General features: G+C 75.0%; 11 protein-coding genes. 6 read left to right on the top strand and 5 right to left on the bottom strand.

Features of this window, described 5'->3' with window-relative positions:
- Positions 1–875: 875 nt before the first annotated feature.
- From ACZ6EM_RS20645 to ACZ6EM_RS20620, 6 genes are all read left to right on the top strand, one after another.
- Positions 876–2,117 carry a Rieske 2Fe-2S domain-containing protein gene (locus tag ACZ6EM_RS20645; RefSeq protein WP_465772939.1) on the top strand — a complete coding sequence of 414 codons (1,242 nt, stop codon included), beginning with the start codon at positions 876–878 and terminating at the stop codon, positions 2,115–2,117.
- Between the two features lie 123 nt (positions 2,118–2,240).
- Complete coding sequence (locus ACZ6EM_RS20640) at positions 2,241–3,845, top strand: serine/threonine-protein kinase (protein WP_465772938.1); 1,605 nt, start codon at positions 2,241–2,243, stop codon at positions 3,843–3,845.
- 351 nt (positions 3,846–4,196) lie between these two features.
- Positions 4,197–5,015, top strand: coding sequence for an AfsR/SARP family transcriptional regulator (locus ACZ6EM_RS20635; RefSeq protein WP_380554358.1), 819 nt, complete (start codon positions 4,197–4,199; stop codon positions 5,013–5,015).
- 59 nt (positions 5,016–5,074) lie between these two features.
- Positions 5,075–5,863, top strand: a complete 789-nt coding sequence (gene fabG, locus ACZ6EM_RS20630) for a 3-oxoacyl-ACP reductase FabG (RefSeq protein ID WP_359913699.1) — start codon at positions 5,075–5,077, stop codon at positions 5,861–5,863.
- Positions 5,864–5,926: 63 nt separating this feature from the next.
- Positions 5,927–8,227, top strand: coding sequence for a condensation domain-containing protein (locus tag ACZ6EM_RS20625; protein ID WP_465772937.1), 2,301 nt, complete (start codon positions 5,927–5,929; stop codon positions 8,225–8,227).
- Between the two features lie 67 nt (positions 8,228–8,294).
- Entirely contained in the window at positions 8,295–8,729 is a 435-nt protein-coding gene (locus ACZ6EM_RS20620) for an SRPBCC family protein (RefSeq protein WP_465772936.1), read from the top strand.
- Between the two features lie 200 nt (positions 8,730–8,929).
- Here ACZ6EM_RS20620 and ACZ6EM_RS20615 read toward each other — a convergent pair whose 3' ends face one another.
- The 5 genes from ACZ6EM_RS20615 to ACZ6EM_RS20595 all read right to left on the bottom strand — a co-directional run bounded on the left by ACZ6EM_RS20615 (position 8,930) and on the right by ACZ6EM_RS20595 (position 14,023).
- On the bottom strand, positions 8,930–10,096 hold the full coding sequence (locus ACZ6EM_RS20615) for a hypothetical protein (RefSeq protein WP_465772935.1): 1,167 nt from the start codon (positions 10,094–10,096) through the stop codon (positions 8,930–8,932).
- Positions 10,097–10,494: 398 nt separating this feature from the next.
- Positions 10,495–11,142, bottom strand: a complete 648-nt coding sequence (locus ACZ6EM_RS20610) for an RICIN domain-containing protein (RefSeq protein WP_465772934.1) — start codon at positions 11,140–11,142, stop codon at positions 10,495–10,497.
- Positions 11,142–11,783 (bottom strand): hypothetical protein, encoded by a 642-nt coding sequence (locus ACZ6EM_RS20605; RefSeq protein ID WP_401050094.1) that lies wholly within the window; start codon positions 11,781–11,783, stop codon positions 11,142–11,144. The genes ACZ6EM_RS20610 and ACZ6EM_RS20605 overlap by 1 nt, the downstream gene beginning before the upstream one ends.
- Before the next feature lie 151 nt (positions 11,784–11,934).
- Positions 11,935–12,975 (bottom strand): helix-turn-helix transcriptional regulator, encoded by a 1,041-nt coding sequence (locus tag ACZ6EM_RS20600; RefSeq protein ID WP_465772933.1) that lies wholly within the window; start codon positions 12,973–12,975, stop codon positions 11,935–11,937.
- 166 nt (positions 12,976–13,141) lie between these two features.
- Positions 13,142–14,023 (bottom strand): hypothetical protein, encoded by an 882-nt coding sequence (locus ACZ6EM_RS20595; protein ID WP_465772932.1) that lies wholly within the window; start codon positions 14,021–14,023, stop codon positions 13,142–13,144.
- Positions 14,024–14,027 lie beyond the last annotated feature (4 nt).

Raw genomic sequence — 14,027 nt, 5'->3', positions numbered from 1 at the left:
AGCCGGTCCGCCACCCGACGACCCGTCTTCCCCGTCCCACCGACCACCAGCACCACACCGGACCCGACCGCGAGATCCACCACACCAGCCATCACGAACACCCTCATTCCAAGACTCGGAGGAATCACCGGAGACCGATCCTCGAAGGCGCCGGTCGCGCCCGATCGGTTCGTCGTCGTGGCACCATTCAAATCCCCCCTGCCCGGACGATCCATAGCCGCCGCTCTCAGCTCCATGCGCGAGCGTCTACGCCACCGATGCGCCACCGACCAGCGGTGCTCCGCCCGCCCACGGTCGTCGAACCACCCGCGGCCCGGGCTCCCCGGCACCCACCACAACACACCGCACCCCCGCCTGAAAGCTCTTTCCAGCGCCTCTCGACCCTTCTTCGACCGCGCGGCGGGAAGCGCCGCGCACGGCGGCCGGAAACGGGCCGGCCGGGAAATCGCGGAGCGACCGGAAAGGAAAACCCCGGTCCCGGGACCGCGGAATCCGTCGCCGGCACCGATCGTCCCGAGGTACGGGCCCGAAGGGATGCCGCCCGGTCCCGACGGCCCGGCTCCGGCCCGGGTGCCGTCCGCCTCCCCGTTCGACCCGCTCGGCCGCTGCTCGGCCCCCGTTCTGCCCCCGTTCGGCCGCCGCTCGCCGGCGGAGCCCCGCCGAGGTGCTCGGACACGCCCGCCCACGAGCCGGGCGGGTGCCCGGGATCTGTCGAATCCTTGAACACTCATACCTGGCGGATCATCAGACTTGTTGCTGCTTAGGGGGATTGTCCGTGCACGGGCTCCCGTTCCGTGGATAGCATCTGAATTCCATTCTGTTCGAGCGCTAATCGCCTGGGAGGGGCGGCGCCGGACAGACCGACAGGAGACTTCATGCGCGTGTCCAAGCACGTCCACCCCGTCAGCAACCGCCCGACCGCGGCCGACGTCGCCCTGCCACCGGCGCTGCCCTATCCCGACGGCTGGTCCGCACTCGCCTTCTCCGCCGAGCTCAAGCCCGGCACCGTGCTCACCCGCCAGCTCGCGGGCGAGGACGTCGTGCTGTACCGGTTGCGCAACGGCCGCCTCCGCGCGATCCGCCCGTACTGCCCGCACCTGGGCGCCCACCTCGGCCTGGCCTCGGTCGAGGGCAACGACCTGGTCTGCCCGTTCCACCGCTTCGCCTTCGACGCCGACGGCCACTGCGTACGCACCGGGTACGGCACCCAGACACCCAAGGCGGCGCTGACGCAGCTGCCGGTGCGCGAGGTGAACGAGGCGGTCTTCGTCTGGCGCCACCACGACGGCCGGGAGCCGGACTGGGAGATCCCCGCCTGGCACCGGCTCGACGACGGACGGCAGCCGCTGCGGTACGCCTCCTTCGAGATGCCCGGCTACGCCCAGGACGTCATGGAGAACTCCTTCGACCTGGGCCACTTCGTCACCCTGCACGGCTGGCCCGAGGGCGAGCTGGCGGCTCCGGTGGAGTTCGACGGCACCGGCTTCCACATCTCGATGCTGGTCCGGGAGACCTTCCCGCTGCTCGGAATGCGCGAGGTCCACGTCGAGGTGGACGGGTACGGCCTCACCGCCCTGCACACCGACGTCCACACCCCGTCGCTCGGCCTGAAGATCTGCTCGCTGGTCATGGCCACCCAGGTCGCCCCCGGCCGGATGCAGCTGCGGCAGGCGAGCCGCTTCGTGATGGCGGAGCCGTCCGGGCTGCCACCGGCCGTCGCCCGGACCGTCAGCCGGGTGGTGACCAGGCTGCTGGCGGGCCCGATGTTCCGGCGCAACCTGGAGTTCACCTCGGCGGACTTCCCGATCTGGTCCACCAAGCGGTACGTCTCCCCGCCCCGGCTCGCCCAGGGCGACGGGCCGATCGGCGCGATGCGGCACTGGGCCCGGCAGTTCTACCCGCCGGACCACCAGGCGCACCTGCCGGAGCCGGCCTCGCTCGCCTCCCGGAACGGGCACGGCGCCCACGAGGCGAACGGGCACAGCGCGAACGGACACGGCGCGAACGGACACGGCGCGAGCGCGGACGGACAGGGCACGCCCGACGGCGAGGCCGCCGCGAGCCGCACCCAGGCCGATGCCTCCGGCAAGGCGCCCAGTGGAGCCGCCCGGAGCTGAATCGGCCCCGGCCACCCGCAGACCCGCACTCGTTCCGCGGCCGTCGGTCCGAACCGGAACCGCCCGTCCCGGCGGTACCGTCTGGCGTGGAGTACGGACGGGCGCGGCGAGGGGAGAGTCGGCGTGGAGGCACTGGGGGACGGGGATCCCCGGCAGGTGGGCGAGTACCGCCTGCTGCGGAGACTCGGTGCGGGCGGCATGGGCCGGGTCTACCTGGGCCGGACGGCGGGCGGCCGCACGGTGGCGGTCAAGCTGGTGCACGAGCAGTTCGCGGCGGACCGGGAGTTCCGGGTGCGGTTCCGCAACGAGGTGGCCGCCGCCCGGCGGGTCGGCGGCCGCTGGACGGCCCCGGTGCTGGACGCGGACACCGAGGGCGCCCAGCCCTGGGTGGCCACCGGGTACGTCGCCGGGCCCTCGCTGGCCGCCGCCGTGCGGGAGTTCGGGCCGCTGCCCGTCGCCGCCGTCCGCTCCCTCGGGGTGGGGCTCGCCGAGGCGCTGCAGGCCGTGCACGCCCAGGGGCTGGTGCACCGGGACGTCAAGCCGTCGAACGTGCTGCTGGCGCTGGACGGCCCGCGCCTGATCGACTTCGGGATCACCCGGGCACTGGACGCGGCGACCGCGCTCACCCGGTCGGGCTTCGTGGTCGGCTCCCCGGGCTACCTCTCCCCCGAGCAGGCCGAGGGGCGCCGCGCCGGGCCCGCCTCGGACGTCTTCTCGCTCGGCGCCGTACTCGCCCACGCCGCCACCGGCACCGCGCCGTTCGGCTCGGGGGTGAGCGCGCCCGTCCTGCTCTACCGGGTCCTTCACGAGGAGCCGGAACTCGACGTGGCCGACCGGGAGTTGCACGCCCTGCTGACGGCGTGCCTGGCCAAGGACCCGGCCCGCCGGCCCACTCCCGCCCAGCTGCGCGACCGGCTGACGGCGGCCGACCCGACGGCGGGCGAGCGGCTGGAGCGACGGGAGTGGCTGCCGCCCGCGATCGCCGCCGCGCTGGCCGCGCTCGCGGTCGAACTGCTGGACCTGGACAGTGACTCTCCGGCCCGACCCGGCGCTCCCACCGGGCAGTTCGGCCCGGCGGAGCCGTGGCACGCCGCACCGCCGACCCCGGGGGCGCCGGCCCCCGGAACGCCCACGCCCACGCCCACGCCCCCGGGCACGCCGACGCCGTACTCCCCGACGCGGCCCCCGCCGTACCGGCCCCCGTACGCACCCCCGCCGCAGCCAACCCGCGGCCGGCCCGGCCCCGGCGTGCTGCTGGTCGCCGCCGTCCTGGCCGTCGCGGCGGCCGGCACCGCGGTGGTCCTGGCCGTGCGCGGCAACGACACCGACGGCACCGGCTCCGGCTCCGGCAGCACCCCGCCCGCCGCCACCTCCGCCGCCCCGACGCCGGGCGGCGAGATCCCGGCCGCCTTCCTCGGCTCCTGGCAGGGCGATCTGGGCAGCCAACAGACCCTCGTCAAGCCGGACTTCTCGATCACCATCGCCCAGGGCCGGGCCAACGACCCGGTCGCGCAGATCCACAACAACGAGGGAGCGGGCACCCGCTACTGCGACGCGACCGCCAACCTGGTCCAGGCCACCCCGGACCGGGTGGTGCTGCGCACCGCCCCGATGAGCACGCTCAGCGGCTGCGCCGCCGTCCCGTACGACCAGGTGTACACCCGCAATCCGGACGGCAGCCTGCACCTGCTGGTCGGCGGCTTCTCGGGCGACCTGCGCAGGAAGTAGCCCCCGGTTCCACGCGCGGCGGGGCGGCCCCCACTCCCGGGGGCCGCCCCGCCGCTGCCGTCCGCCGGAAGCCGCCACCAGAGCGCCCGGAACCCCGCTCGACGGGCACTTGAGGATTCCGGCCACCGCCGCCGGGCGCAACTAGGGTGCGACGCGTCCACCCCACCATCCCGCTGACTCGAACGCCCTTCCGCACGAACGAGGTTGCCGTCCCCGCGGCGCACCGCTCCCTCCACCGGGTCCACGCATCCACGGGTCCCCGCCGCAACGGGTCCCCGCCTTCACGCGTCACCGGCTCCACGAGTCCCCGACCCCCGAGTCCCCGACCCCCCGCACGAGAGGAGAACCGCCATGCACCTCAGGGTCCTCGGCCCCCTCACCGCCGACCTCAACGGCATCTCCGTCGTCCCCACCGCCGCCAAGCAACGCCAGATCCTCGCCCTCCTGGCGCTCTACCCGAACCGGATCCTGCCGACGGCCACCCTGATCGAGGAGATCTGGGGCGACGACCCTCCCAGACAGGCGCTCACCACCATGCAGACGTACATCCTGCAACTGCGCCGCCGGATCACCCAGGCCCTCGGGCCGACCCCGCACACCACCGCCAAGGACATCCTCACCACCCGGCACGGCGGCTACCAGCTCACCACCCACCCGGACAACCTGGACGTCCACACCTACAACCTGCTGACCACCCAGGGCCAGCACGCCTTCAACCACGGCCAGGACCACCAGGCCGCCACCCACTTCCGCCAGGCCCTCGCCCTCTGGCACGGACCCGCCCTGGTCGACGTCCGGCCCGGCCCGATCCTCACCATCGAGATCATGCGGCTGGAGGAGAGCCGGCTGATCACCCTGGAGCGCCGCATCGACACCGACCTGCGGCTCGGCCGGCACAACGAGCTGATCCCCGAACTCACCCACCTCACCCACCAGCACCCGCACCACGAGGGCCTGCACGCCCAGGCCATGGTCGCGCTCTACCGGGCCGGCCGGCAGACCAGCGCCCTGACCGCCTACCACCACCTGCGGCACCGGCTGACCAGCGAACTCGGCATCCAGCCCTCCCCGCACCTCCAGCACCTCCAGCACGCGATCCTCACCCTGGACCCCACCCTCAACACGCCCACCACGGCCCACCCGACCACCTACAACCTGTACTCGGCCTGAGCCCCGTCCGGACGGCCGTCCCCGCAGACCTCTCCCAGCCCTCACCCACAGGACGCGTCATGACCACCGCACCCGAGAAACCCCTCGCCCTGATCACCGGCGGTACCCGCGGCATCGGCCTCGCCATCGCCCGCGAACTCGGCAGCCGCGGCCACCGTGTCTTCATCTGCGCCCGCACCGCCAAGGACATCGACCAGGCCCTCGCCACCCTGCGCGACGAGGGCCACCAGGCCCACGGCCTCACCTGCGACGTCCGCGACCCCACCCAGGTCGGCGAACTGATCCGGCACGCGGTGGCCGAGCACGGCCCGATCAGCGTCCTGGTCAACAACGCCGGCCGCACCGGCGGCGGCCCGACCGCCACCACCACCGACGACCTCTGGTACGACGTCATCGACACCAACCTGAACGCCGTCTTCCTGGTCACCCGGGAGACCCTCCGGCACGGCCACATCACCACCACCACGCACCCGCGGATCATCAACATCGCGTCCACCGCCGGGAAGCAGGCCGTCACCCTGGGCGCCCCGTACACCGCGAGCAAGCACGCCGTGATCGGCTTCACCCGGGCGCTGGCCAAGGAGCTGGCGCCGACCGGCACCACCGTCAACGCCATCTGCCCGGGGTACGTCCAGACCCCGCACACCGCCAGGATCCACCACGAGTACGCGACCGCCTACAACACCACCCCCGAGACCATCCACCAGCATTTCACGACGCACATCCCGCTCGGCCGCTACACCACGCCCGAGGAGGTCGCCTCGCTGGCCGGCTACCTCACCAGCCCCACCGCGGCCAGCATCACCGCCCAGGCGCTGAACGTCTGCGGCGGGCTCGCCACCCAGTAACCCCCGGCGCGATCCTGGCCGGCCCACGGGAAGGATGAGGGCTCCGGTGCCCGCTGATCAGCCATGACGAACCGTCAGTTCTCCAGCGCACCCGTCACCCTGCGGGTGACCGGCGCCCCGGCGCCCTGCCTGCCCGTCGGCCGTCCGCCCGGGCCGCTGGACGCGGGGGCGGTGCGCGCCGCGCTGGCCGGCACCGCCTCCCGGCCCCGGCAGGCCGCCCAACGGCGCGGCCGGGCACCGGAGTTCGTCCTGGCCCAGCTGCACCGGACGTACCCGGCGCAGGCCCTGCGCGCCGCGCTGCGGACCGTCGCCGCCGAGGACTCCCCCGGGCCCGCGACGGAACTGCTGTGGCAGCGGACGGTGGACGGCCCGGAGGCGCTCGACCAGGTGCTCGCCGACCTCGGGCGCAGCCTGGCCGCCGGTCCCCGACTGCGGGCGGTGCTGGTCGAGGACGCCGGCCACGGCAGTGCCCCGGGCGGCGGCCGGCGGCTGTTCGTCGGCATCGCGTCCGGCCCGCCCGCGCGCGCCGCCGGGGTACTGGAGGAACTGCGCGAGGCGCTGGCGCACCCGCCGGAGCCGGTCACCGTGCCGACCAGCGCGCTCCAGCGGGAGCTGCTGCGCCAGGTCATCGGCGCGGCCGGGCCCCCCGGGCGGCACGTCGAGCAGCTGTCCTGGCACTGGCACGGGCCACTGGACACCGAGCGCTTCACCACGGCCTGGCAGTCCGTCTTCGACCACGAGACGGTGCTGCGCGCGGCCTTCGACTGGGACGAGGACGGCACCGACGACCCCTGGATGGTGCTGCACGAGCACGCCGCCCCCGAGGTGACCCGGCACCGGCACGACGCCACCGACTGGAAGGACCTGCTCGCCGCGGACCGCCGGCGCGGCTTCGACCTGCGCCGCCCCGCCCTGCTGCGCGCCACCCTCGTCGACGACCCGCCGCACGCCGAGGACGGCCCCGCCACCCGGGTGCTGCTCACCTACCACCACGCGATGCTGGACGGCTGGAGCGTGCGGCTGCTGCTCCAGTCCTTCTACCGCGCCTACCTGACCGGCGGCGTCCTGCCCGGCGGCGAGCGCCGCCCCGACCTGCGCGACCACGCCCGCTGGCTGGCCGGCCGCGGCACCGACGCCGCACGGCAGTTCTGGTCCACCCGGCCGCCCGCCACCCCCGTCCTGCCGCTCGCCCCCGATCCGCACCGGCGCGGCAGCGGCCGGGCCCGGCGCCGCCTCACCCCGCACGAGGCGGTCCGGCTGCGCGGCTGGGCGGCCGCCTGGGGGGCGGGCGAGAGCAGCGCGCTCCAGGCGGCCTGGGCGCTGCTGCTGTACCGCGCCGAGCAGAGCGACCGACCCCGCCGCCCGGCCCGGGCGGTGCGGGTCGGCTTCGCGGTGACGGTCTCCGGCCGGGGCATCCCGCTGGACGGCATCGACCGACTGCCCGGCGCCCTGCGCAACCCGCTGCCGATCTCCGTCCGGGTGCAGCCGGGCACCACCGTGCCGCAGCTCCTCGCGGCACTGCGCGACGGGGTGCTCGACCTCGCGGCCTACGAGTGGGTCGCGCCCGGCCAGGCCCACCGCTGGACACCCGGCGCGCGCGGGCAGCGGCCGAACTCCCTGGTCGTGCTGGAGCACCGGCCCGCCACGGCGCACCACCTGCGGCTGGAGACCGACCTGGCCGCGCACGGCATCCACGTGGAGAGCCCCGTCCCGGCAGGCACCCTCACCTCCTACCCGATCACGCTCGCCGCCCACTACGACGCCACCGGCGGGCTGGTCCTCACCACCACCCACGACCGCGCCCTGCTCGCCGACCGGGACGCCGCCGAGCTGCTCGACCAGAGCACCCACCTGCTGCGCTCCTTCCCGGACCTGCCGAGCGGGCTGGGCACCACCGAGGTCCTGCGGACCACCCTGGCCGGCCGGCCGGCGCCCCGGCTGGGCGAGCCCGCGGACACCGGCTCCCCGGGCGGGGATCCGGCCACCCCGGCGGTTCGGCTGGACATGCTGCGCCGGGCCGCCCGCCCGGGCGCGGGCTGGGTCCTGCTGCTGCCCCCGACCGGCGCCCCGCACACCCGCTACCCCGGCGCCGCCCGCGGCTGGCCGGGCCCGCAGGCCCTCGGCGTGCTGCGCCCCGCCGGGGGCGCCCCGCCCGCGGCCGCGTACCGCCCGGTGCTCGGCCCGCTGCTGGAGTCCCGCGCGCCGATCGCCCTGGTCGCCCCGCCGGGGCTCGGCGTCACCGCGTGCGAGATCGCCCGACTGGGCGCGCCGGCGCACCACCCGCCGCTGGTGGTGCTGCTCGACCGGGGCGGCGACCTGGCCGCGGTGGCGGGCCTGCTGGGCGAGCTGCCGCGGCGCCGCTAGAGCCGCCGCACCGTCGCTGGAGCCGCCGCGCTGCGGCCCGGGGTCGGCCGCGGCTAGGGTGACGACCGTGGCCCGCTTCGTCCTGATCCGCCGTACGCCGCTGCCGCCCGCCGAGTGCTGGGAGCGGCTGACGGCCTGGCCCCGGCACGGGGAGCGGGTGCCGTTCACCCGGGTCTCCGTGGTCCGGGGCACCGGCCGGGCGGCCGGCGACGTCGTCCTGGCCCGGACGGCCCTGGGACCGCTGCGCTTCGACGACCCGATGGAGCTCACCGAGCCGGTCGCCCCCGGCCCCGGGCGGGACGGGCGGTGCCTGCTGGTCAAACGCGGCCGGCCGGTGCGGGGCTGGGCCGAGCTGCGGGTCCGGGCGGTGGGCGGCGGCAGTGCGGTGGTCTGGACGGAGGAGCTGACGGTCGCCGGCGTGCCGCGACTGCTCGATCCCGTCCTCGCCCGGACGGGGCGCCTGGTCTTCGGCCGGGTGCTGGACCACCTGCTCGGGGCGTAGGCGGCCGGGCGGGAACGGGCACCCGCCGGGTCGCCGTACGGTTCGCCGGCTCGTCGGGTGCCTCTGCCTCCCGGCCCGTCGGCACCCGTTCCGCCCCGTCGATCGCTGCCGTGTCGTCGGACCCGGCCCCGACGGACCCGCCGAGCCCTCAGGGCCCGGCGGCCGTCAGGGCCGCGGCGGTGTCAGCGGTGTCAGCGGTGTCAGCGGGTGATGATGTCGAGGCCGGCGCGCACCCCGACGGTCGGGGAGATGTCGCCGGCGAGGTAGAGGGTGCGACCGTCGGGGCCGAGGCTCAGGGTGGAGGTCAGTCCCACACTCGGCGGGTAAACCGCCTCGGCGGGGACGAGGGCGCCGGCCTCGGTGTCGTAGGAGAGGATCACGCTGGAGTAGTACGGGCCGGGCGGGAACGGTGTGCCCGGGCCCATGATGCCGGAGTTCTGGCTGACCACGTACAGGCGGCGCCCGTCCGGGCTGATCACGGGGGCCCGCAGGGATCCGTGCCCCGGCGCGAAGTGGAAGCCCGAGGTGACGGTGTCCGTCGCGGTGTCGACGATGTAGTCGGAATCGGAGCCGCCGATGCCGTACAGCGTGCTGCCGTCGGGGCCGAGGACCGCGCTGCCGCCGGCCCCGTGGCCCTCGGTGAAGGTTCGGACGGTGGTGAGCGAGGTGGGGGTGGTGGCCAGGTGGACCAGACCGGCCGCGGTGGTGACGTAGGCGTCCTGGCCGTTGGGGCGCAGGACGATCGAGCCGACACCGAAGTCGGCGAGGTCGAGCGAGGCGGTGAACGCCCGGGCGGCGGTGGAGTAGGCGAGGACGCGGCCCGGCCGGGCGCCGTAGCGCTGCTGCGGCCCGCGCTGGGCGAGGTAGACGCCGGCGCCGTCGGGGGCGACCACGAGGGAGCCGACCGTGCCGGGCATGTACCCGTCGGGGCGCGGCTGGTCCGGGATCGGGACGTCGGCGACGACGGTGTCGTCGGCGGTGTCGACGGTGACCAGGCGGGAGGTTCCGACGGCCGCGTACAGCCGGGTGCCGTCCGGGCTGACGGCCAGCGAGCCGACGTAGGTCCACGGGGCCGTGGACAGGGTGAGTCGGGTGGTGATCGCGCCGGTCGCGGTGTCGACGACCTTGAGGACCGTCGTGCGGCCGCTGTCGTCGTCGATGACCCCGACATAGGCCTTGGCACCGTCGGGGGTGACGGCGGCGACCGGGGCCGACCACCCCACGGTGACGGTGCGGGCGGTCCCGGCGGTCACGGCGCTCCCCGCGGCCCCGGCGGTCACCGGCTGCGCCGCGGTGGCGGCCCCGGGCACGAGCGCCAGCAGCAGCCCCGCGCTGGCCGCCGCGCCCAGCCAACGGGCCCTTCTCATGAGCGATTTCACGCGTTCCTCCCCTTGTGCGCACGATGCGTTCGCATCGGCGGCCGCCAGCGTACGAGGTGGCCGGAGCGCGCCGGGGCGGCCTCGGGGGAGCTGGGCGACAAACGCCGACCCGCGGTAGACGCCGCGTCGAACGTTCCTACGGCACATGACAGGGCGCAGCACGCGCGGGCCCTACGCCGGGACCGGCGCGGTTCGCGACTGCGCCGCGGGCGCCCGGCGGCGCCCTCTCCCCCGCTCGGCGTCGGCGGTGCGAGACTCCCTGCTCGGCGTCGGCGGTGCGAGACTCCCAGTCCGGAACGGTCGGCTCGTCGGCGGGGCGGCCGTTCCGTCCGGCCCCTTGCGGGGTCGAAGCGGCCTGCCCCGCCGACGGTGTCACGGACGGGTGATCAGACGGCCTGGAGGTAGAAGAGGTCCGGCGTGCTGTCCTGGACCACCTGGCGGATCTCGTCGCTGTGGTCCGAGGCGGCGACCCACTTGCCGGAGTGCTGGGCCTGCAGCGCGAACAGGTTGGTGCCCGCCACCTTCGCCACCCGGAACGACTGGTTCGCGGGGATGTCGTCGCCGCAGCCGACCGTGAGGATCCAGGTGCCGCTCTCCGTCCCCCACCGGTCGACCGCCATGCACCAGCCGCGCCAGGCGTCCTGGAAGTACACCAGATCGCTGCCGTCGGAGGTGCGCTTGCGACAGACGCGCCACTTCTGGTTCGACTCGTTGCCCCAGAAGTACTGGATGATCGAGCCGTGGTTCCCGGAGGAGAGCGCGACGGTCAGCGGCCGGCTGTTGCCGGCGGTGTTGATGCGGTAGAGCCCGGGATCGCAGGAGTAGCTGCTCGCCGGATCGCCGGCGAGGGCGCCCGCCGACGCGGGGGCGGCCAGGGCCACGGGGGCGGCGGTGAACAGCAGGGCGCCGGCGGCGGCCACCGTGCCGAGGACGTTCAGCGGGCGGCGGGCGCGGGAGCGCTGACGGTGCGGGTGGGGCATCGTGGACTCGCTTTCGCAGTGGGCGGGCCGGGCGGGTTCGGTGGTTCTGGTCATCAGCAGACGAGCCGCGCGCGGGCGGCCGCGCGCAGGGAACCGGCGGTCTCCGGGTGGGCACAGGAGACGGTGCCCAGCTCCGGGACGTCGAACGTGGTGAAGGAGCCCGGGCCGTTCGGGCTGGTGTTGATCCAGTAGCCGGTACTGCCGGCGCGGGCACAGACGTAGCGCACCCACTGACCGGTGACCTTCCGGGTGCCGCGGTAGAGGCCGTAGTAGCCGGGGCTGTTGAAGTTCACGGTCTCGCTGACGGTGGTGGTGCGGGTGGTCGACTGGGAGTCGGACACCGAGAATCCGACCTTGACGCTCACCTTGGCGAAGATCGCCTTGAATTCGGTGCCGATCTCGGCGCTGGAGTTGACCGTGGTGCTCACCGAGGTGACCTCGCTGAGGGTCTTGGTGTAGCTGCCCGTGGTGCCCGGGACGATCGCGACCGCGAGGAAGTCGGTGATGGTCGGCTCGACCCGGGCCGAGACGACGTCGTCCCAGTAGACGTCACGGGCCGGGTCGCAGGTGGTGGTCGGCGGTACGGGATCGGCGTGCGCGGGCGCGGCGCCGAGGCCGAGTCCGGTCACCGCGACGAGCGCGGCGACCCCCGAGGTGACGACGGTGCGCCTGGTGCGCCTGGTGCGCGAACTCATGAGCATGCTCCTCCGGTGGAAGGGGTGCGCTGCGAGACGCCATGTGCATGACGTGAACCTCGTGAAGGAAATCTTCACGGTCGCGGCGGGGCCGCCTCCATCCCAGATTTCTGGGGGGCGCGCGGCGGGGCGCACTCGACCGGGGCGCGGGTCAGAGGCGTCCCTCGCCGAGCATGATCCGCGCGGTCAGCTCCTGGCGGCTGCCCACGCCGGTCTTGGTGAAGACCGACTTCAGGTGGTCCTGCACCGTGTACGGCGTCATCGCGAGCAGCCGGGACACGTCCCTGGTGTCACCGCCGCGCACCAGCAGCAACGCCACCTCCTGCTCGCGGGCGGTCAGCCCGAACGCGGCCAGGTGGAGCGGCATCACCTCGGCCGGCGAGGCGAGCGAGGCCACCACCGTCACCGCGTCCTCCGCCTCGCCACCGCGCAGGGCGGCCCCGTGCAGCAGGTACCACCGCTCGTCCCTGGTCCGCACCCGCACCGGGAGCTGCGGTACGACCAGCCCGTGCGCCGTCCGGCGGGCATGCTCGGCGGCCATCGCCACGCTGGTCGGGACGGCGAGCGAGGACGGCGTCGGGTCGGCCAGCCGGGCGAGCAGTTCCTCGGCCGGCCCGGACAGGGCCTGCAGCCGGTTGCGCCGGTCGAGCACCAGCACCGCAGGACCGGGATCCGGCCCGGCCGGAACGCCGACCGCCGCCCCGGCCGGCACGTGGCACGCCCTCAGCGCATGGCCCAGGTGCCGGGCGGCGACGTCGGCGAGCTCGCGGTGTCGCTCCAGGTAGGGGCCGCGGTCCGGGGCCCGCAGGAACGCCGCGCACCCCCACATGCCGCCCGCCGCGTCGAACACCGCCCGCAGCTCGTCCCCGAACCCGGCCGGCGCCACCTGCTCCCGGAACCGTACGCTCTCCTCGATCCGCCCCCGGGTCGCCCGGCTCAGCGTCTCGGCGTGCACCCCGCTGCGTCGGATCTTGGGAAAGGTCGCGACGTCGTCCGCCCACACCTCAAGGCGCACGGCGTGCTCGAACTCGTCGAGGGTGAGGTCCTCGCTCTGCACCGAGTTCACCAGCCCGGTGGCGGGGTCCGCGGTGTGCCAGCACACCGCGTCGAACTCCAGCACCGGGCGCAGCAGTTCATCCGCCCGCCGGAAGACCTCCGAAGCCGTCAGCCCCGCCCCCGCGAGCTCCCGCATCCCCTCGATCGCCGACCGTGCCGCCACCCCACGAGCCCTGCATCGCCCCATGCCGGGAAGCTAGCATGCCGTTCGCACTCGTACCCACGCGTCCGGGCACGCCCGCCTCCCGCGCACGGAGGTCCGGATCCGCACAGGATGGCGTATCGTCAGAAATGCTCACGGATCACCTGCTTCGCTCTCCGCGCCGCACTCGGGCGGAGGTCCGGCGCCAGTCCAGGTACTGCTGGCGGACGTATGCGCGCGCGTCGTCGCCGTCGGCGGTGACGCCGTCGTGCTCGGTCAGGTTCCCGGCCGCGATCCGTGCCCCCACCACCTGCCCCATGTCCTCGTCACCGTCCGCCAGCGCCAGGCGGTCGGCCCGGGCGGCGGTGCGCAGCAGGTACTCGCGCCGCTTGCGGGGCGGGCTCTTGGCGGTGCTCCGGCGGGCGGCCAGGTCCTTCTCCTCCTCCTCGACGCCCGGGGCGTCCGCGTAGGCCTGGGCCGCCGTGGGCACCGTCCCGGCCGGCACGGTGCGCACCGGCCGGGACGGCAGCGGCGGCAGCCCGCGGACGTGGAGCACCTCGTTCGCGAACTCCGGCCGGTCGACGGGGAGTCCGCGCCGGCCGAACAGGGCGAACAGTTCGGCGAGGGCGCGCGGTTCAGTGCCGCGCGGCAGGTCGTCCTCGGTGACGTCGATCCGGCCGAGGCGCGGGCCCCAGAACCGGCCCGGCGGGTCCGCGAGGCGCAGCCGGAGGGTGACGTGGTGGCCGCTGGTCTCGACCTCCTCCCCGAACTCCATGGCCAGGCCGCGGATCTCCGACCAGGCGTAGCGGCGCGGAACCAGCAGCCGGACCAGGGTGAGGCCCTGCTCGTCCTCCCGCAGCCAGCAGGTGTGCGGCACCGCGACGGCCACCGCGACGGCGATCAGCGCCCCGATCAGGGTGGCCTCGCCCGGGCCGGTGGCACCGGATCCGACCAGCGCGAGCATCGCCACCACGGCCAGCGCGAGGCCGATCCCGATGTTGCCTCCCCACTGCCGCATGAACGCCAGCCGTACCGTCCGCATCCCG

The organism is Kitasatospora sp. NPDC041917, assembly GCF_055589745.1.
The sequence above is the reverse complement of the archived record's forward strand: the minus strand, read 5'-3'. Positions and strand labels throughout refer to the sequence as shown.

Bases quoted from the DNA above. Each gene is read 5' to 3' on its own strand.
- ACZ6EM_RS20645 (WP_465772939.1), top strand. From the start codon at position 876: ATGCGCGTGTCCAAGCACGTCCACCCCGTCAGCAACCGCCCGACCGCG.
- ACZ6EM_RS20635 (WP_380554358.1), top strand. From the start codon at position 4,197: ATGCACCTCAGGGTCCTCGGCCCCCTCACCGCCGACCTCAACGGCATC.
- fabG (WP_359913699.1), top strand. From the start codon at position 5,075: ATGACCACCGCACCCGAGAAACCCCTCGCCCTGATCACCGGCGGTACC.
- ACZ6EM_RS20625 (WP_465772937.1), top strand. From the start codon at position 5,927: ATGACGAACCGTCAGTTCTCCAGCGCACCCGTCACCCTGCGGGTGACC.
- ACZ6EM_RS20615 (WP_465772935.1), bottom strand. From the start codon at position 10,096: ATGAGAAGGGCCCGTTGGCTGGGCGCGGCGGCCAGCGCGGGGCTGCTG.
- ACZ6EM_RS20610 (WP_465772934.1), bottom strand. From the start codon at position 11,142: ATGACCAGAACCACCGAACCCGCCCGGCCCGCCCACTGCGAAAGCGAG.
- ACZ6EM_RS20605 (WP_401050094.1), bottom strand. From the start codon at position 11,783: ATGAGTTCGCGCACCAGGCGCACCAGGCGCACCGTCGTCACCTCGGGG.
- ACZ6EM_RS20600 (WP_465772933.1), bottom strand. From the start codon at position 12,975: ATGCGGGAGCTCGCGGGGGCGGGGCTGACGGCTTCGGAGGTCTTCCGG.
- ACZ6EM_RS20595 (WP_465772932.1), bottom strand. From the start codon at position 14,023: ATGCGGACGGTACGGCTGGCGTTCATGCGGCAGTGGGGAGGCAACATC.